The organism is Alteromonas sp. AO-Serp, from assembly GCF_017849675.1.
Lineage (GTDB): Bacteria > Pseudomonadota > Gammaproteobacteria > Enterobacterales > Alteromonadaceae > Alteromonas > Alteromonas macleodii.
Genome location: NZ_JAFLMX010000334.1, coordinates 1 through 19,700, shown reverse-complemented (window position 1 = coordinate 19,700; position 19,700 = coordinate 1). Strand labels below are relative to the sequence as shown.

Annotated in this window: 16 protein-coding genes; 5 read left to right on the top strand and 11 right to left on the bottom strand. The window is 44.1% G+C overall.

Annotated features, from left to right (window positions below):
- From QVA83_RS21005 to QVA83_RS20995, 3 genes are all read left to right on the top strand, one after another.
- Positions 1-441: TonB-dependent receptor domain-containing protein (locus tag QVA83_RS21005; RefSeq protein ID WP_287498931.1), on the top strand; the 441-nt coding region annotated here is incomplete at its 5' end.
- A 142-nt stretch (positions 442-583) separates the two neighbouring features.
- Entirely contained in the window at positions 584-2,257 is a 1,674-nt protein-coding gene (locus QVA83_RS21000) for a tryptophan halogenase family protein (RefSeq protein WP_287498930.1), read from the top strand.
- Positions 2,235-3,740: a tryptophan halogenase family protein gene (locus QVA83_RS20995; protein WP_278346357.1), complete on the top strand. Its 1,506-nt coding sequence runs from the start codon at positions 2,235-2,237 to the stop codon at positions 3,738-3,740. Before QVA83_RS21000 ends, QVA83_RS20995 begins: the two co-directional genes overlap by 23 nt.
- Before the next feature lie 219 nt (positions 3,741-3,959).
- Here the strand turns inward: QVA83_RS20995 and QVA83_RS20990 are convergent, their stop codons facing one another.
- Positions 3,960-4,715, bottom strand: coding sequence for a hypothetical protein (locus QVA83_RS20990; RefSeq protein WP_287498929.1), 756 nt, complete (start codon positions 4,713-4,715; stop codon positions 3,960-3,962).
- A gap of 260 nt (positions 4,716-4,975) precedes the next feature.
- Here QVA83_RS20990 and QVA83_RS20985 point away from each other — a divergent pair, with 260 nt between their 5' ends.
- Both QVA83_RS20985 and QVA83_RS20980 read left to right on the top strand, forming a co-directional pair.
- Positions 4,976-5,167 (top strand): helix-turn-helix transcriptional regulator, encoded by a 192-nt coding sequence (locus QVA83_RS20985; RefSeq protein WP_287498928.1) that lies wholly within the window; start codon positions 4,976-4,978, stop codon positions 5,165-5,167.
- Positions 5,164-6,297 (top strand): AAA family ATPase, encoded by a 1,134-nt coding sequence (locus QVA83_RS20980; RefSeq protein WP_287498927.1) that lies wholly within the window; start codon positions 5,164-5,166, stop codon positions 6,295-6,297. The genes QVA83_RS20985 and QVA83_RS20980 overlap by 4 nt, the downstream gene beginning before the upstream one ends.
- Positions 6,298-6,391: 94 nt before the next feature.
- On the opposite strand, the gene QVA83_RS20975 is transcribed toward QVA83_RS20980, so the two are convergent.
- From QVA83_RS20975 to QVA83_RS20930, 10 genes are all read right to left on the bottom strand, one after another.
- A complete protein-coding gene (locus QVA83_RS20975) occupies positions 6,392-7,480 on the bottom strand; it encodes an HNH endonuclease (protein ID WP_287498926.1) in 1,089 nt (362 codons plus the stop codon).
- Between the two features lie 13 nt (positions 7,481-7,493).
- A complete protein-coding gene (locus tag QVA83_RS20970) occupies positions 7,494-9,302 on the bottom strand; it encodes a restriction system-associated AAA family ATPase (RefSeq protein ID WP_287498925.1) in 1,809 nt (602 codons plus the stop codon).
- A complete protein-coding gene (locus QVA83_RS20965) occupies positions 9,299-10,891 on the bottom strand; it encodes a restriction endonuclease subunit S (RefSeq protein WP_287498924.1) in 1,593 nt (530 codons plus the stop codon). Before QVA83_RS20965 ends, QVA83_RS20970 begins: the two co-directional genes overlap by 4 nt.
- The gene (locus QVA83_RS20960) at positions 10,888-12,582 is read right to left on the bottom strand and encodes a type I restriction-modification system subunit M (protein WP_287498923.1); all 1,695 of its coding nucleotides are present in this window, start codon (positions 12,580-12,582) and stop codon (positions 10,888-10,890) included. Before QVA83_RS20960 ends, QVA83_RS20965 begins: the two co-directional genes overlap by 4 nt.
- Positions 12,583-12,593: 11 nt before the next feature.
- Positions 12,594-15,392 carry a DEAD/DEAH box helicase family protein gene (locus QVA83_RS20955; protein WP_287498922.1) on the bottom strand — a complete coding sequence of 933 codons (2,799 nt, stop codon included), beginning with the start codon at positions 15,390-15,392 and terminating at the stop codon, positions 12,594-12,596.
- Between the two features lie 17 nt (positions 15,393-15,409).
- A complete protein-coding gene (locus QVA83_RS20950) occupies positions 15,410-15,613 on the bottom strand; it encodes a helix-turn-helix domain-containing protein (protein ID WP_287498921.1) in 204 nt (67 codons plus the stop codon).
- 173 nt (positions 15,614-15,786) lie between these two features.
- Positions 15,787-16,764, bottom strand: coding sequence for a plasmid recombination protein (locus tag QVA83_RS20945; protein WP_287498920.1), 978 nt, complete (start codon positions 16,762-16,764; stop codon positions 15,787-15,789).
- Positions 16,745-17,308, bottom strand: a complete 564-nt coding sequence (locus tag QVA83_RS20940) for a hypothetical protein (RefSeq protein WP_287498919.1) — start codon at positions 17,306-17,308, stop codon at positions 16,745-16,747. The genes QVA83_RS20945 and QVA83_RS20940 overlap by 20 nt, the downstream gene beginning before the upstream one ends.
- A gap of 136 nt (positions 17,309-17,444) precedes the next feature.
- The gene (locus QVA83_RS20935; protein WP_287498918.1) at positions 17,445-18,725 is read right to left on the bottom strand and encodes a tyrosine-type recombinase/integrase; all 1,281 of its coding nucleotides are present in this window, start codon (positions 18,723-18,725) and stop codon (positions 17,445-17,447) included.
- Between the two features lie 179 nt (positions 18,726-18,904).
- The coding region (locus tag QVA83_RS20930; protein ID WP_287498917.1) for a YicC/YloC family endoribonuclease at positions 18,905-19,700 on the bottom strand (796 nt) is incomplete at its 5' end.

The window sequence follows — 19,700 nt, the reverse complement described above, 5'->3', positions numbered from 1 at the left end:
TTCGAGCTAGCTGCACAGCACTTCTTTGGTGATAGTGGCTTTGGTGTACAGGCAAACTATACAACGGTTACTGGGGATATCGGTTTTGATAACAATGCGAACCCTTCTATTACACAATTCGCATTGGTCGGCTTAAGTGATACTGCAAACCTTGTATTAATGTACGAAAAAGATGCCTTACAGGCACGTATTGCATACAACTGGCGAGACAAGTTCTTAGACACTACTTCTCAGTACATCAATGAGCCGGGTTATACCGAAGCGTACTCACAAATTGATTTGAGTATTTCCTACGACATAACCGAAGACTTAACGGTGGCCTTTGAAGGTATCAATATCACGGAAGAGAATATTCGCCGACATGGAAGAACCAGCGCTATGCTGTGGAACTTAGATGAATATGGCGCAAGATATGCGTTAAGCGCCAGATATACATTCTAAAGATTGGGGTGTGTTTACCCGCTAAAGCGCTTAGGGTTGCGCTTTAGCGGGTTTTTTTGTCATAGTGCTGTGTGAATAGTAAACAGTAATCAGATTAAATAATTTAGTGGTAGTGCTTTGGAAATTATCGTGGTTTTAGCGTATGAGTGATAAAGACAGTCATGGCAATATGCACAGGGTCGTTATTGTCGGTGGCGGCACCGCAGGATGGCTTGCTGCTGGAGTGCTAGCCGCAAAACTAAGCGCGAAACACACCATTACCCTTATCGAATCTCCTAATATTCCCTCCATAGGTGTTGGTGAAGGCTCTTGGCCATCACTGCGCGACACCCTTCTTGATATCGGCATTAGTGAAACTGAATTCTTAACCCTGTGTCAGGGCGCTTTCAAGCAAGGCTCCAGCTTTGTTAATTGGCGTAAAGGCGGGCACTCCTATCATCATCCATTTACCGTTCCAACAGGGTACAACGAACTTGATATTCATACTTGCTGGCAAGAACTCGCTCCCAATACGTCATACGAAGATGCGTTTTCGTTACAAGCCGCCATGTGTGCCGCAGGCAAGGCGCCCAAGCAAATTGCTACGCCGGACTACGCCCATGTGCTCAATTACGGTTACCATTTCGACGCCACAAAGCTTGCTGAGCTGTTAAAAAATCATTGCGTAGACAAGTTAAATGTCGCTCACGTCGTTGGTCATGTTGACAGTGTTCACTCTCATCAAAACGGGGATATTGAAAGCGTATCAACAAAGGACGGGGAAAAAATAGTTGGCGATCTATTTATCGACTGCTCTGGCAGCAGGGGCTTGCTTATCAAGGAACACTTTACTATTCCCTGGGTACCGGTTAAGCGCACAATGCTCAACGATCGCGCCGTTGCGCTTCAAGTGCCTTATTCAAACGAAGATGCTGAAATAAAAAGTACCACAGTGGCCACTGCACAAACCTGTGGGTGGACGTGGGATATTGCGTTGCAGCACCGCCGAGGTGTAGGCCTAGTTTACTCTTCTCAATTCACAAACGAAGATCAAGCAAAGCAGGTGCTGATTGACTACGTTCGTGAACGTTACCCTAGTGCACAAGATGCAGAGCTTTCTTTTCGTACACTCTCCTTTGAGCCTGGCTATAGATCACAGTTTTGGGTAAAAAACTGTTTGAGCTTAGGTATGTCTTCGGGGTTTGTTGAACCGCTTGAAGCATCAGCCATTGCTATGGTCGAGCTTGGCTTACGTATGCTCTGTGAGGCTTTTCCGCAAAACAAAGCACACATGGAAATAGTCAGTAAGCGCTACAACTCGCGCTTTGCATATCGCTGGCAGCGCGTTATCGACTTTCTAAAACTACATTATGCTTTAAGCGATAGAGAAGAGCCGTATTGGTTAGCGCAAAGAGATAAGGCGTCCATACCCGATTCCCTCGCTGAATTGCTTGAACTGTGGAAGTATCAAAGCCCTTCACGCTTAGATCTTATCGAGAACGAAGAGATTTTCCCCTCTGCTAGCTATCAGTATGTACTGTATGGAATGGGCTTTTCTTCTTCTACATCGCCTTTACGGCTAAATGAAGAGCATAAGCGTAAAGCAGTTCACATTCGCGAAACCTTACAACAAACTAAAAACGCTTATCTGCAGGGATTGCCGTCTAACAGAGTTTTGCTCAATGATATTGCAAAGCGCTACAGCAACGAAAAACAACACGTGCCCTCGCATGCTCAACGTGAAAAGAACAAGCACGCTTCAGCTTCGAGTTGTAATGACATAAAAAATACTTCAGATAAAAAGGACACCTCTAATGACCGTATCGGGTTTAGATAGCAGTAAAAATCAAACGCCCGTTAAGAACGTAGTCATTGCGGGTGGCGGTACTGCGGGATGGATGGCGGCCACAGCGCTGTCACGGCTTTTGGGTAAGTCAATAAACGTTACGTTAGTCGAGTCGAAAGATATTGGTATTGTAGGTGTGGGCGAGGCGACTATTCCGCCTATTAGAACATTTCACAAGTTGCTTGGCATCGACGAAAAAGCATTTATGCGTGCCACACAAGCCACGTTCAAACTGGGTATTGAGTTTGAAAATTGGCGTGAACAAGGTCACAGCTATATTCATTCTTTTGGTATAACCGGAAGAGAGTGTTGGGCTGGCGAGTTTCACCATTTTTGGCTGAGGGCTAAAGAATACGGATTTGGTGGTGAATTTGGTGATTATTGCCCGGAACTTATTGCCGCTAAACAGAGCAAGTTCGCCACATCAGAAGCCATGCCGCTTAACTTTGCCTATCATTTTGATGCCGTTGCTTACGGTCGATTTTTAAAGTCTCTAGCGTGTGATGCTGGGGTAAATCACAAGGAAGGAGATATAGAAAAGGTCGTAGTATGCCCGCAATCAGGCAACATCCAGTCCCTTCGATTAGCAAGCGATGAAGTCATAGATGGCGACTTTTTCATAGACTGTACAGGCTTTAAAGGACTGCTTATTGAACAAGCTCTTCACACCGGTTACGACGATTGGCGACACTATCTTTTTTGCGATAGTGCGGTGGCCATGCAAACTGAGCTTACTGCCCCACCCGTGCCATACACCAAAAGCGTGGCCCATAAGGCGGGCTGGCGCTGGCAGATACCACTTCAAGAACGAATGGGTAATGGATTGGTATTTTGTAGCCGATTTATGAACGATGAAGACGCCATCAATACACTTAAATCGCAGGTGACAGGCGCGCCCATTAATGAGCCGAGAGTGATTCGTTTTACTCCTGGAAAACGCAGGCGTGGTTGGAATAAAAACTGCGTGGCGCTAGGGCTATCCAGTGGCTTTATTGAGCCTTTAGAGTCGACCAGCATCCATCTAATCATGACTGGCCTTATACGCTTAATGCGCCTATTCCCCTTCGATGGCATAACCCAAAGCGCAATCGACGAATACAATAATAAGTTTGATAGCGAAATGTCGGCCATACTCGATTTTATTGTTATGCATTACAAGGTGACACAGCGCGAGGACAGCCCCTTTTGGCAGCAATGCCAGCGCATGGAGATTCCGCCGTCACTTGAGCATAAATTGGCTTTATTTGCCGAGTCTGGCCGTGTGTTTTTAGATGACGGAGATATTTTCCGTGTTGATTCCTGGACCCAAGTATTAATGGGCCAAGGCATGACACCTAGCCAGTATCATCGTGTTGCCGATGAGATGAGTGAACAGTCACTTAAGCAGTTTATGGCAGGATTAAAGCAGCAAGTGGATAATCACGTGGCTAAACTCCCCTCGCATGAGGCCTTCTTAACACAGTATCTGAAATGAGTTATTAGAAGCGTTAGATGTTGGCGGCAGGTAGCGCGTCAACAGTGACTCAAGCAGCTCGTAACCGACGAGCTACCAAACGCCCTACAGAAGTATCAAACCCAGCTAGAAAGCTGGGTTTGGTGTTAATTATTGAATGAGTTTGAGTCTGCTTTTAATTACTCAATATTCTGAATTTTAATATTGAGTGATAAAATTAAAGTAAAATAAATCATAGTCTTATTTTGTTTTTTGTTGATTTTTTTGCATCTTAATTGCTTTTCTGTACACTTCTGGATTTTTAAGTAGCATAATCCATTTTGCATGCATAGTTTGCCTGGTTAAACCATGTCGTTTGGCCAAGGCCGCTAAGTTTATTTTTGTCTTCAACTGCTGCTGATCATCGTAAGCCTTTAATAAGGCGATTAACACTTCTTGATTTACACTAATTGTACCAATCAGGGGGCCCTTTTTTGCAGGCTCAGGTAAGGCTGTTTTTTCAGTTTCAATCCTGGCAAACAAATGAATTAGAAGTAAGCGTTTGTTCGAAGGAGTACATTCACTGCAATTTTTTTTCCAGTCATTGACAGTGGCTTCGTTTGCCGATTTATCAATCACACGTATGACTGCTCCTCCCCACTCATCAATACTCTTAAATCGTTTTGTATTTACTGCGCTGATTAAACGAAAGCATTCTTGATAATTCGAAGCGCATATTGTTGAGATTCTTGAAAGTGAGTCATCATCCACTCTGTTAATTGAACTATCCGTTATAGACCGGTTAACGGATTTGGGAGCAATGACCTTAGAAATAAGTGAGTTAAAAATATCATTGGTGGGGTGGCTCCATCCATTTAGAAATGCCGCCCGTTCTAGTTGTCTCCTTCTCTTTTTGTATTCTTTAGCTCCATTAGGTTGTCTATGGATTGGGCAGAACCTTTTGTTTTCGGTTGTCGGCCTCCAGCAAAGAGGGCAAAAATAATTAAAAAACTTCAAATTTTTTATCACTTTTTGTTATAGATGATCTGTTTTTTAATTCCATTTTTATGAAGTATCTGGATTCATTAGGTATTTTATTTTGTTAGCTTTAAAAGCTACAACAAAAAAGTGAAAAGTTACAACGAAAAAGTTAAAAACCCTTTAACTTTAATGTTTTAGAAATTTTTTTGTCAGTATAGTAATCGGATTTTAAAGGTTTTTTTTCAGATTTTTCCAGCATATTATTTTTAGCGCAAGAAGAGTGAAAGGAGGAAAATATGACTCTCGATGTGCTACTTACAACAAACAATCTTTGCCAGATTTTTCAGGTAAATCGGTCAACAATTCATCGCTGGGTGGGAGACGGAAGACTGCCTAAAGCGGTCTTGCTTGGACCACGCTCGCCTCGCTGGACACAAGCACAAATTGACAACTTTATGGAACGCAACGGTGCTAAGGAGGCATTATGAAACTTCGAGAAAAGACTGACAAAAACGCAAAAAAAATTGATCATAATTGGTCAGATGCGAATGATGGCATTGAACAATTCAGAATCAAGAAGTCTTATGGCTCTGATGGATACATGCATGTACTTCCTTGGCTTGTGAAACACATGGTGCCAGCTTCTTCTGTTGGCTTAATTTACGGGCGAAGCCAGAGTTTTAAAACATTTTTCCTGATCGACAAGTGCTGTCGGGTTGCTGCGGGTTTAGATTACTGCGGAAAGCCTACCAAGCAAGGAATTGTATATTTGGTTGCAGCTGAAGGGGGCTCAGGGATTGCTAAACGTATCAGAGCCTGGGAGCTTGAGAACAAGACAACTGTTGGGAATAATCTTATTGTGGTTCCTCATACAGTGTTTCCCACATCTGATCATCAACGCCAAGCTTTGATCGACGATATCAAAGCTGAATGCGAAAGGCAGAACAAATATATTGCATTGGTCGTTTTTGACACGATGTCGCAGTGTGCAAATGGAGCCAGGGAAAATGATGCTGGTGAAGTGTCAAAATACTTAAATCAATGCAGAAGTATCGCCACTCAAGTGAACTGCACAGTCATCAATGTGCATCACACCAAAAAAGATTCAGATGATTTTCGAGGAAGCTCAACGATAGAAGGTAATCTTGACTTTATGATTGCAGTGAAGCGCAATGCCAGCTCAAAGGAAAACCTGACTACTGTCAGGTTACACAAGATGAAAGAAGCCTCTACAAGGTATCGTTGGGAATTAGCTTTGAGTGAGGTCGAAATTGATGCAACTGACGAAGAAGGAAATTTTGTTAAAACATTGTGTGTCCACTCAAATAAGGTTGTTCACTTAAGTGGTGAGTCCACGGACAGTCAAAAGAAAAACCCCAGTCAGTGTGAGAAGGACGCGGAGTGGATTCTTGAATTACTTAAAGTTAATAATGGTGAATTGTCACTTAAACAAATTCAAGAAATTGTCATTTCCAAAGTGGGTAAGGTCAAATCCCTTGGTATGCGAGTAAGCAGAGCTAAGAAACATTTGGCTGATGGTGGGTTAATAACATCGGAAAAAACAGGAGCAGAAGTTGTAATCCGCCTAGTAACTCATGAATCACCAATCGCGGCTTAACACGTACGTAATAACCAATAACAATAACCCCGCCTTTTATAGGCGGGGTTATTGTTATTGGTTATGTAACTTCCTTTCCAGATAATACTGGCGGTTAAGGGAGTTCATCAAAAAGACCTGTGACCTGGCAGGCCTCAAGAAAAGGCTTCTTGAGAAAATTGCAGTCAGTGAATGGCCGATTTCGCGCATTGAGCGCTAACGACTGCAAGAAATCTGTTGGATCGCGCCCCAACTCTTTCCACTCATCAAATACCTGCGCAAGCCAAGCTTTTCCATCACTTTCCGTGCAGAGTTTGGCTTTGTAGCGTTCTTCGATTCCATAGACGTCTTTCCAGCTTTCAATTTGTTCGTTTATTGCGGCTGGGCCGAACGTCAGGTTCATGTCTGCGGGTGTGAGCTTTTCGATGTCTGACGTAAGTAGAGCAACGTGAATGTCGAGCGCGTGAGGAGATGTAGTATAAGGGTAAAACACAGCGCGCCGATTTACGGCTCGGGTTGGGTCTTTAGGTGTATAGGCCGGGTCTTTGCTGGTTTTATAACTGCTGTTGCATTGATGACAAGCCGGAGCCAGATTTTTGAAATTGATCGAATTAAACGGGTAAATGGCTTTAGGTAAATAATGATCGTAGGCTTCGCGTTTACTGTGATACTCACCAAATAAATCATTAATACCGCAAAAAGGGCATTTGCCGATTTTGTTAATTTGCACAAAAGTTTGGAAATGATCGTCAATGTCGCCAATTTTAGCTCGCAATGCTGCAAGGTCTAAAAGATTCTGCGAGTACAACCCTTTGAAAAAACCACCAAGCTGAGCTGCCAGATCGGCATGGTTTATTGGTATGTCAGCGTAGCGAGCAAGCTGTATAGCTGGGTCTTTTTCGCAAACTTTTTGTACGTCATTGTTTCCCCGGAACCAGGATTGAAATTGTGCAATATCTGCTGCATTTAACGTGGCAAATAGGTCGTGGATACGCTCAACATGGCCATAGAAAAAGTCTGCGCCAGCTGCATCAGAGTAAAAAAAGGCTTCCATGACTTCCTTTAACTCGGGTTTTGCATCGAAAAGATTTAAGCCGAAAGGGCCGTTAGACGGTGCATTACACCACACTTCATCAAAGATGAAGTCTATGAACTCCTGCATCTTTTCCATCTGATGCGGTACATAGGTGTAGGCAAACAGCATTGTGATGTCCTTATTAACTGTCTTCTTCGATGTTGTCGTCTTCACTGGCGATAATAGCTTTTAGCAAAAGCAGCTTTTCAACCGAGTCGCCCAGTTGTTTATGTATCTCATCGATTAGCGCTTCATTATCCTCGTCGCCTTTTTCGAAGCGAAGGCGTAGGTCATCTAAAATACCCTGAGCATAAGCGCCAATGGTTTCGCGTTTACCGAAGGTACTCATAGTAATTTTGTTAATCGATGCGCCGAGGGTGTTGTAGTCGGGGTGGCTGATACTGACTTCTCCCGTGTTCGTATCTTTGCTGAAAACCAACACCTTGGTTGGTTTGCTGTCAGAGATTAGGAAGGGTGTATGGGTGGTAATCAGCATTTCCTGGCTGGCGCTACCATCTTTCGGAAAACACTGCCTTAAACGGCTGATAAAGTTAGCGCGCCAATCGGGGTTAAAGTGGGTCTCCGGCTCATCCAGTAAAAACAGGCTATTAGTGTTGCGAAACAGCAGACACAGGCCAAGGCTATGTAAAAGTTGATGCTCGCCATCGGATAATTCTTTGAGCATTAAAGGTTCGTCGCAACCTTCTTTGCTAAAACGCACAAACTTAAACCGCATAATACGTTGGTCCGATGCCAGGGTCGGTATGGTCTCGCTGACGTAGTGGCTTTTGCTTTGGTAAACATCAGCTTTCAGCGAATCGCTTACAGTGTACAAATTCAGGGTGAGTAATACCTGAAAAGCTTGAAACAGCGATAATGGATTGTAACTAAAGTTTTCTCTAAATGCTTCTTTGGTCGCTTTATTAACCCAGTAATCCAATATCAAACTATCGTTGGCATCGTCCTCAAAACTAAGTGTTGCACAGCGCTTAAGCGCGCTAACCAGTCTGGATGACTTTTCATCCCCCTCTAATAGTTGCAAAAGATTCAGGCGATAACGTATGTTTCCCAGCTCATCCAATTCGGCGTTCAATGCCGGATGATCTTTGATGATACTTTCCAGTGTTTGCGGTTTGCTTTCGTTGTCACTGACAAAGCTGTCGAGTTGTTCTGGGGATAATTCAATAGTGCGGCGCAGGACAATGCGAAATTCTTTTAACGCTTCAATACCCACATCTTCGCGAAAGGGTTGCAGAGTATCATCGTCCTGAAACAAAAAATTACACAGCAATATGGCCTGACTAAAACTGTTATCCAGATACGCCATGCGCGTTTCCGGGTAACCAGGGTAAGGGAGTTGCTGGCTTAATGCATTCCAGTATTCATCCAGCTGGATAAAACGCATTTTAAAAAACGGCAGGCTTAAAATCTCGTTTTCGCCCGAGGAATACCCCAAAACAAAATCCGGCAGCAACTGGCGAGCATAAGTTCTGCCCAAAGTCAGCTCAGTCGGTTGTTCGGCATCTTCATGATTCATCAGCCACCATACAGGGGCAAGACCCGGTGCTTTTTTAACGCATACCCGAGCCATTTCTCCATAGCCGGTTACTGCCCATTCGGGTAAAGGACTAGTGAGGTACTCCAGTTCAAAACCATCTGGGATCGCACTTGTTCCCTGAAAGCCATGGGGGTTGCTCTCTTCGTCGTATGCAAAACTCTCCGGCAGGTTTTCCAGATACAGACATTCCATATGGTAAAAAATTGCGCCCAGTACCTCCAGCAGATTGGATTTGCCACTGCCATTGGGGCCTGCGCACACAAAAGGCGTAAAACCTTCGTTGCTTTCCAGTTCCTCCTGCAAGGTCCACTCTGTGCGAAAGTGATGTTCGAAGTCGCAGGGCAGGCTGCGAAAGCCTTTGGGGTCAGTGATTTTCAGGCGCAGTAATTTCAAAGCTGGATGCCCTTTTCGGCTAACATTCTCAACTCAACGCGGTTATTTTTATCATTAAAAATCTGTTCTAGCCTGTTGGACTGCAGCGCTTCAAATACCCAGGTCTTTAGCGCGTCAAAGTCCTGTTCTTGCTGACCAAAAGGAACAGAATCTTCATCCATGTAATCCACACTACTGAAATGTGCCCTTTGCCAAAATTCATCAATCTTAAAACTGTCATTGGGGGCTTTCTCGTTTAAAAAGTGCTCGAAAATCTGGCTCAGTAAAGCCTTACGTCCCTCCGGGTTTGACATCGGATATTCATCGAAACCACTAAGTAATAAAGGCTCGAATGAAGTCTGTTGCAGCTCTGTACCGGCTTCATTTTCTGTTTCTAGATTTTCGCTATCGTCGCTAGCATCTGCATTTTCCGGCAAGGGTACCCGCGATAAATCCAGCTCGCCTTTAAAGGCTTGTTGACTGAGCGCGCCGTAAAGGGATTCCAGATCGCCTAGGCTTTGTTGATAGCGGGATTTAAGCGCTTCGACTTTGTCAAAAATTACGGCGAATAGATTTTGAACCTCTATGTCTACCAAAGGTATCTGAAAGTTTCTTATCTGAGTTAGGTTTAGGCCGGGCTTCGCTTGTCCATACTGCTGTTTTTTAATCTGTATTTGCCCGGAGTGCTCAGCTGACAGATAATATGATAGGAAAACAGGATTAAGACCTTTGGTTCTAATTATTGATACATGCTGGCTTATGAATGCTTCCTCAAAGTTTTCTGGAACGGAGCATACTCTGCCAATTTTTGAGCCAGTAATGGTTAAGAGCACGTCACCACTTTGAACCCTTGTTCTGTCAGCTTCAGCATTAGAAGGAGGATTTACATAAGCAATATCATCCATACCAATATGGTTCATCTGAACATCTAGGGAACGAATAAATCTTTTTCCCGAATCTGAGTAATATTTTGACCAACCACGCCCACCGCTTGTAAGGTGGGTAATATATCCATCCAGTTCTGTATACTCCCATCCCTTCTCATTCCTCACAGGATCACCAAACATATCCAAAAACACGCTTTTGAGCAGGTCGTCGAGTTGTTGCAGGTGTTGTTTGCGTTGGGCAATCAGCCCTTCCACTTTACCGAGCAGATAGGCAATGCGGATTTGGTCGTTGAGGGGCGGAAGCGGGATTTCGATTTCTGCCAAAGACTTTGAATTTAGTGTTTTGCCCATTACAGCCTGATTTGAACCACCATAGGTTGCTGACTGCAATGCGAAGTAGAGAAATTCTGGATTCAGCTTGTCCTCATCTTTGATTGAAAAGGCTGCAATGGCTTCATTTGTAAATAGATCGCAACCAGCAAACGCCATCTTTCCAATGGTCAATTTGAAGCTAAAAAGTAACGTGCCTTTTTTTACGAGTTTGCACCTGGCTTCTTTAATTCCGATGTCGGTTATCTGTTCTTTTGTGTCAGTGACTGTTTTTGAATTTAGGTCTCGAATTGAAACCCATGGATGCCCTTTGCCCCAATATTCTGGTCTGTTTCGTGATGGTGTGCGTCCTATGGAAATGTCTAATAGGCTAGACAGTTTTTCCTGTCTCATCCCAACATCTCCTTTAACGCCAACAACTCCCGTACAATGCCACCCTGCACATTTGCCAAATCTGCCTCACCCACTTCGGCCTGAATCAACCGATCCAGAATCACGCCGGGCGCATCGTAGTGTATCTCTTCAAATACATCTTCTTTGTAACGGCTTAACGACAGGTCATAGCCTTCAGCTTCGATCTCGCTGCGCGGCACCATAAAATACTTAGCCGTGCGGTCTGTATCAACTTCAGGATTTCGGGCATGGTATTTTTGAATAATGTCTTGCAGGTCACCATGACCTTCTTGCTTGCTGCGCTTGTCATCCAGTGAATAGCCATCGGCGGCCGTTTCGTAAAACCAGACGTTGTCGGTGGCGGGTTGGGTGACTTTGTCTTTTGGTCCCCAGACTTTGGTAAATAACAAAATCGCGGTGCTGACTCCGGCATAGGGTTTAAACACGCCGCTGGGCAGGGTAATCACGGCTTTTAAGTCACAGCGCTCGACTAATATTTTGCGCAAATCCTTAAAGGCTTTACCGGAACCAAACAACACGCCTTGTGGCACAATCACGCCGGCGGTGCCGCCTTTTTTCAGGAGGCGATAGATATTTTCAACAAACAGTAATTCTGATTTGGTGGTGGCCAGTTGCAGGTTTTCGTTGATGTCGCCCTTGTCGATACTGCCTGTAAAGGGCGGGTTGGCCATGATGATGTCGTATTCGGCTTCCTGGGTATAACTTTTGCTGAGTGTATCTTTGTAATCGATATTGGGTTCGTCGATGCCATGCATCATCAGGTTCATTAAACCTAAACGCACCATAGTGCTGTCGATGTCGTAACCCCACAATGAGGCGCTTAAAATGGCTTGGGCTTGTTCGGTTAGCGCCGCAGCGACGGAAGTACGCACAAAACCATCTTCATCAGGCTTGATGTCGGTGGTACCAGCTTTTTTGGCTAGATCAGTCACTATGTATTGGTAGGCACCCAGTAAAAAGCCACCGGAGCCACAGGCTGGGTCGGCAATTTTATGGCCCAGTTGAGGCTGCACCAAATCGGCCAGTAGTTTAATAATGTGACGCGGAGTGCGGAACTGGCCGTTTTTACCGGCAGTAGCAATTTCAGACAGTAAAAACTCATAGACATCGCCCTGAATATCCTGGAAAGCCTGACCTTTCTCTTGTGAGTCGTGTTCCATTACCGCAAAGATTTCGTCAATGGTTTTAACCGCTTCGACCAACAGTGACGGTTTAGGAATGATAAACACGGCGTTTTTCATATGGTGGGTAAAGTTACTTTCCGCACCGTTTAAGTCTTTTAAAAACGGGAAAACTTTGCCTTGCACATGCTGCAGCATGTCTTCGGCCTTCATGCGTTTGAATTCACTCCAGCGCAGGCTTTGTTTAGGTAAACCATATTGGCGTTCGTCTTGGGCGCGAATATCCATTAGTTCTACGGCTGTTTCATTACCCTGTAACTTGGTGCGAAATTCAGGCGGCACCCACATCCCGTCGAATTTTGAGGTGTAGGCTTCTTCTGTCCACTCGGCATCGGCCTGGCGTTTTAAATCCAGCTCATCGAGGCGCTTCATAAACAGCAGATAGGTGATCTGTTCGATGGCAGTGAGCGGGTTGCTGATGCCACCGCTCCAGAATTTATTCCACAGCTGGTCGATTTTGCTTTTGAGTTCGGGGTTGTTTTGTAGCATGGTTTACCTTTTTAAGCGGCTAGCGTTTGGGCTAGCTGCAGAATTTCGTTGATTTCGGCGGGGTTGAATACCCCGCGTATCCCTTGCGGATGGATCACCGTAAAGGGTGCATTGATTAAATCTTTTTTCTCGACTTTTTCGCGCTCAATAATGAAGCTTTTCAGCAGGTTTAAGAATTCCAACTGGCGGCTGTTGAGCGTGGTATGGGCGCGTATAAACTGGTCAAAGGCGGCACTTACTTCGTCGGGGAAGCTTTTTAACACTTCTATACCCAGAATATGGCGAATAAACTGAATAAAGCGTGCTTTACGGTTTCTATACACTTGACGTAGCAAGTTTTCGGTAATGTGGGGGTGTTCTTCATGCAGCAGTTCGGCTAATTGTTCTGCCTCATCACTGTTGACCGGCTTGCCGTTTTTTAGCTTTTGCAGTATCGGGTTATGCTCGGTGAGTTCGGCGATCAAATTCTCTACCATTTCCCGATAGCGGCTTACGCTCACTGCTTCGTTTTGCGGGCCAAATTCCACCCATTCTTTTTTGTGCAGTTCGTCCATTAAATCGAGATGGATTTGTTCCTGCCCAGTATTTTGCTCACGAAATTTCATTAACGGGCCGAGTTTGGCCACCATATCGTCAAAACTATCCTCGTCGGCCTTGCTCCAATAAAGCGGTGTTTGCGCGGAGCGAATCAATTCCTCTTCAAGTTTTACAAACGGAACGGATAATGGCAGCTCACTGATTTGCTCGACAATGCCTTCTTTTAGGGTTTCGGCCCGTTCTTTTTCTTCTTGCAGAACGGCTAAGGTGTATTCCAGCACATCACGCTCAAAACGCATGGCTTTGAAGTCGGCTTCGGAAACGGTGCGAAACAGTGGGTTGATTTCAGCCCGTAAAAATTCAAGCTTGTCGTGGTAAAGTGTTAGCCAGAAGTTGTCATCGTCAAGGCGTGCCAGTTGTGCGGCAGCTTCTTTGATTACCACAGAATTTTGCGGCAAGGCGGCAATTTGGTTGCGTAGTTTTACCACTTCACGCGCTGCGGTATCAGTATTACCGGTGTCGCTAGCGGCTTCGATTTTATCCAGCCGCAATCCAACGAGCTTAACGGGCAGCGATAACAGGGGTTTGAGTTCTTTGCCTTTGGGGTTGAGCTTGAAGTATTCGAAGTTATCCCAGCAGTCGAGAATCAAAAACACGTCTTTTTCCAGGCACCAGGGCTTGGGTTTACTCGTTTCAAGTAAACGGGTACCACGGCCCACCATTTGCCAGAACTTGGTGTAGGAATACACCGGTTTGGCAAACACAAGGTTAACAATTTCGCGCACGTCGATGCCGGTATCGAGCATATCCACACTGATGGCAATGCGCGGCATGTCATTATTGGTGAACTGATCGAGCAGCCCGCCTTTGCCGTAAACACGTGGGTCATCCGATACCAGTACTTTGGCCAGTTCTCCATGGTATTGCGGATAAAGTTTGTCGAAAATTTCTTCAATACGACGAGCGTGGGCTTTGGTGGCGCAGAAGAATATTGTCTTACCGGGTAGAACACCGTTGATATCTTTAATGGCCTCTTCCATGAACTCCCGCACGATCAGGGTGTTGGTGCCCTTGTTGATCACTTGCTTTTCTAGCTGCGTGCCTTCGAAGTTGATGTCTTCGATTTCTTTGCCCTGTAAGATAAGCTTTTTCTGGTCTTCCAGTGAAATAGTACGCTTGCTTATACCATCCATTTGGAATTTGGTCTGGATTTTCATTACCTGAAAATTGCAGAGATAGGGCGGCACGTTGTTAACGGCTTCTTCGTAGGTGTAAGCGAAGGTGGGGATGCCATCTTCACAGTGAAAAAGCTCAAAGGTATTATGGTCAATAATGTTGGTAGGTGTGGCCGTTAGACCCATGGTGATGGTTTTGAAATAATCTAGCACTTCACCAAAGGTGTTGTAGATGGAGCGGTGACTTTCATCGACTACGATAAAATCGAAAAAGTGCGGTGAGAGATGTTGTGACTCATCGCGGATGATATTGAGCATGGTTGGGTAGGTGGCTATATAAACACGACGGTCTTTGGCGATTAGCTTTTCACCCACATTGGGCCAACGAGGTTCGTTGGGCATGTGTTCTTTGAAGGCGACCAGCGCTTGTTCGCGTAGCGCGATTCGATCTACCAGAAATAAGACCTTCTCGGCGTGGTCTGCACGCATCAGTGCATCAGTGAGTGCAATGCAGGTGCGGGTTTTACCGGTTCCGGTGGCCATTACCAGTAGAAAATCGCGTTTTTTTTGCTCTATGCCTTCGAGCACGGAGCGAATGGCGCGGATTTGGTAATCGCGTCCGGCAATCGAAGTATTGATGAATTCCTGTGTAAGCGGCTTGCGGTTGCGGCGGATGTAAGCGAAGCGCTCTAAGTCATCACGGGTCGGAAAACCGACGACTTTGCGCGGTGGAGCGTTTTCTAAATCCCAAAAATAGAGTTCGTGGCCATTGGTGTAAAAGCAAAACGGTAGCTCGCAACCGAGTTGTCTTTGAATGTTGTAACAATATTGCTTAGCTTGCTCGCGACCGATAGCTGCATCTTTAGCGGTTTTCTTGGCCTCAACTACAGCCAACGGTTTGCCATCTTTTCCTAGTAATACATAGTCACTGAATTGGTACCCTTCGAATTTGGTACGTGGCTCCGCCACACCTTCGGGCAATGAGGTGACAATGTCGAACTCTTCAACCACTTGAGTTGGGTCTTGGATATTCCAGCCTGCCAATGCAAGTTGATGGTCGATGAGTTCGGAACGGGTTTGTGCTTCGGTTTTACTCATATTTATAGCATTCCTTGCTAGCCCTTTAGTTCTTCTACATTGTCATCATCCGGACCGCCAGCGCGTACCCATCCATCAACCTCTGAAAGCTGAAATTTCCAAAGGCGCCCAATTTTATGCGCTGGTAAGCCTTTGTGTTCTCGCCAACGGTAGACCGTATCTTTGGCAACTCCTAAATGTTTTGCTACTTCGAGAGCAGTAACCCAAGGCTCGGAGATCATATTTTTTAAACCGTAATTTTAGCTTTAGAGTCGTCTATAATCGTTTTAAATCTATGTTAATTAGGTCGAGTTGTCTATTTTAAATTTAAATTATGAACGGGTTGAATGGCTAAACTAAAAAATGCTGGCTACATAACAAAATGATTGATGTGGATTAGGTTGAGATGAGGTCGTCATTTGAGTTGGTGCTTTGCGTGACTACCTGCCGATAAGTCCGTTTTTCTCAGTAGGCTGCGCAGAATATGTTTGCTTTTGGTTTTGATAGCTTCTGCCATTTCTATGCGCAATTGTCTTAACTGTTCAACATGTTGTTGTAGCCAAGATAGCTCAGAGCGTTGTTGTATAATTTGTTCTTGCAAGACTTTGGTTTCTGTACTCTGATTTTTGATAGTGTTTTTCAGTTCTTTGTCTTTTTGCGCAAGTGTTTTCACTTGTGTGATTAGCTCTTTTCGTTTGTTTTTTACAAACTCTTCCTTAGTTAGGTGTTCTCTACCTGTAATACTCTTGGGTTCACCTCTCGAAAAACCAAGGCTGGCAAATGGCCTATGTACGAGATCCTGCAATCTTTCGAAGTTTGGGTTGGAAGAATTTGTACGGCCATCTTGGTTTTTTCCCTTTTTCATCATGTGACGCAGCGGAGCCATACGCTTTTCAAAGGAGTAGTTCATAAATTGAACGTGCGCATGATAATTTCTGACAAAGCGCCCTTCCTCAAATCGCCCCTCGTCCTGGTGAAGATCGATACCCAGAGGTTCAAAGCCAAACTCATTCTTTACAGATTCAGCGTAGTACTTAAGCCGAAGCATAATTGCCTTTCTTACCTTTTCTTGTCCGTACTTTTTTTCTAGCCTGGCAATTTGATATTCACTCAAGAATACTACATGTTCAAACAATACATTATTGTCTGAACGAACCTTCTTTCCGGTGACCTCCTTGTGCTTCTCACACATTAGCCTCAGCGCCTCGGCGGACGATTTTGCTCCATGATAATAAAAGCCGATATTGTTATGGCTGAGAGATGTCTCAACATTTACCGATTTTGTAAATCCATTTCGCTGAGAATGCGCGTGATCTAAAACTGCCTCAGCGGCCTTTTGTTTGTAATAGTATGCCTTAACCCCTACGAAGGCTTTACGGTGTATGCTGTTCATCAGGAGCCCTCCTGCTAATAAACAGTGAGCACTCGCCAAATACAGGCTCGCTTATCTTGTTATTTTCAAGACAGCCTCTGAATTTCATACCTTCCAACTTATCACCGGTTATATGAGAGGATACACAAAGTCTACATCTCGAAAGGAGGGCACAATCAATGGCTATATTTTCTAACTCCATTACAGTGACTTTTGGATTACTTGCGATTTTCATTGCACCGTAATAAGAAGTCACCTTATCAACCTCACGAGGGCTAAGTTCAAGCGACCCAAGAGTTTTAGTTAATTTATCTTCTGAAACAAGTGCAATTGTTTTAATAATATCGTTTGAATCACTTTCCTCTGAAAATGCAGCTGTCAATTTTTTTAGCCATTGAAGTTCAGCGTGAGTAAACCTACATTTGTATACTTCGCTCTTTGTCACCTCAAAATAACGTAACCTAGTTTCACAACGTTCAAGGTGTTTTAAAAGCATTCTAAAAATGCTGTCGCGATCCATATTTTTTAATTGCGACCTCAATTCCATTTCACTTAGTAAAAACATCTTCCTTGTTTCCTTTAATATTTATTGGTTACCATTATCCTATATCAAAATTTCGGAAGAACGTTTTTTTGAGCAACTATTTTTTGCGGAAGCAAACCCACACCTATCGAAGATAGGTTTTAGTGGGCTATAACCTTTATATTTGTGATGTGATTTCAGGATTTTCGATTAAAGGAAAAACTCTCTCTGCCAGTTTTTTAAGTGCTTCTTTACGCTCTTTGAAGTAATCGTGCTGATCGTAAACACCTCTGACGCCTTTGACTTTATGATTCAAACATTTTTCCGCTACGTCGTTATCAACTCTAAGACTTGATAACAATGTCCTGCAAGTACGTCTTAGGTCGTGAATGACAAAGTACTTAATCCCAGCTTGACCCAAGACATTACCAGTGGTGCTTTCTTTTTTACCTGTCTTTTTACCGAATAAGTTCGTTAGAGCATGGTTTAGCGTGTCGTCACTAATATGCCCTTTTTTGCCTGCTCTTCGACTTGGGAAAACATATTTAGAGCCAAAACTTAAGGCTTTTAATAACTTAAAATAAGGGACTAATAAATCTGGAATTGGAATGTCTATGGCCATTTTATTTTTTGCCCTTTCTTTGGGCAACTTCCAAATTAACCCTCCGTCCTGTTCAATTGTGTCCATGTTAAACTCAATCCAAGGTGCTTGCGTTAGCTCCGTTTTGCGTACGCCAGTTAAAAGTAAAATAGCCGCGGCAATATAGTTTTCATACACAAAATGTTTGCTGTTGCACCTGAATACAGCAAATGCTTTTTCAATCTCTTCCAAGTCAAGATGTCGTTCCCGCGATACCTCCTGACCTCCAGCTTGTTTGTTAGTAAAGGCAGATGCAGGATTACTGTTTGTGACTCCTAAACGAATACCATGGGAGAAAATTTGCTTAAGGTGCAGTAACGTGTCATTTGCAATGGATGCTCTTCCTGATTGAACTACTTTCTGAAGGATATTTTGAATATTCAGGCCTGAAATCACATCTATTTTCATTCCGCCAATATGGGGTTTGATCTCCTTTTTATAGATGCGTTCTGGAATTTGTGGGTTTTCAAGGCGGCTACATTCGTTTAAGAGCCAATTATTAGCAAGGTCATCAAACGTCTTAAGCGGATTTTGTTTCTCGTTTAAATTATCGGCATGAGGGTCTAAACCTTGCCTGAATTTCAATCTAAGTTCAGCGGCGCGATCCCGTGCTTGAGCTAGGGTAACTTCGTCTGCGGCGTTACCATATCTGCCAATAGTAATGAGCTTTTGTTTCTCTCCTGTGCGTTTTATAAAAACGAAAAACGGAGTAAGTTGCTGGGTGATCCTAATGTATAAATTTTTCTCAATGCGCTTTCTGCTGGCTTTGCCTTTTGCTACTTCTGCTCTTACAAATTTTCTTAACTCACTATCCTTCATATGTCTTATCCTAAAAGTGGACAGAAAGCTCAATTTATCAAAAACTCGCTAAAATCAAAACTTTTCTGTCAACTTTTAAATGCAACATTGTGCAACAGTTTTTTCATAATGTTACAAGTATGGATGGATAAATTCATGTTTTTAAAGTGAAATAATGCAATGTGCAAGATTGTGGAATGTTACTCAATATTCTGAATTTGCTCGCGCATCTGCTCAATCAGGACTTTAAGTTCAACCGCCGATTGTGTGATGTCGGTGCTGATAGACTTTGAGCCTAACGTGTTTGATTCGCGGTTAAACTCCTGCATCATGAAATCAAGACGGCGGCCTACTGCTCCACCCTTTTTAAGGATATTACGGGTTTCCTTAACGTGAGCATTCAGACGGTCTAACTCTTCTGCCACGTCTACTTTTTGCGCCAGCATGATCATTTCTTGTTCAAAACGGCCTGCATCAAGTTCAACCTTTGCTTCTTCAAAGCGGGTTTGCACTTTTTCTCGCTGCCACACCATGATTTCAGGCATACGCGCGGCTACTTTTTCAGCTTCCACTTCTATAGCGTCAAGGCGCTGCGTAATCATACCTTTAAGGGCTTCACCTTCGGTAGCGCGGGCACTGATAAAATCGTTAACAGCTTGGTCGAACGCGGCCATTACGTCAGCGTGGATGGCGTCCATATCGGCTTCTTCCGCTGCAATTACCCCAGGCCAGCGCAAAACGTCTAGTGGGTTAACCCCCGTGGATTGGCCATGGGATTGCACCCAGTCAGCGGCGTGAAGCACTTGTTTCGCCAACTCTTCGTTTAAGCTTAGCTTGGTTACAGCAGCATCGTTCGCGGTAAAACGTAGCGCACATTCCACCTTACCTCGCGCCAGCTTCTTGCGGAAACGTTCACGTAAAACTGGTTCCAATGACCGGAATTGTTCCGGAAGGCGAAAGTAGGTTTCTAAAAATCGTTGGTTGACCGAGCGTATT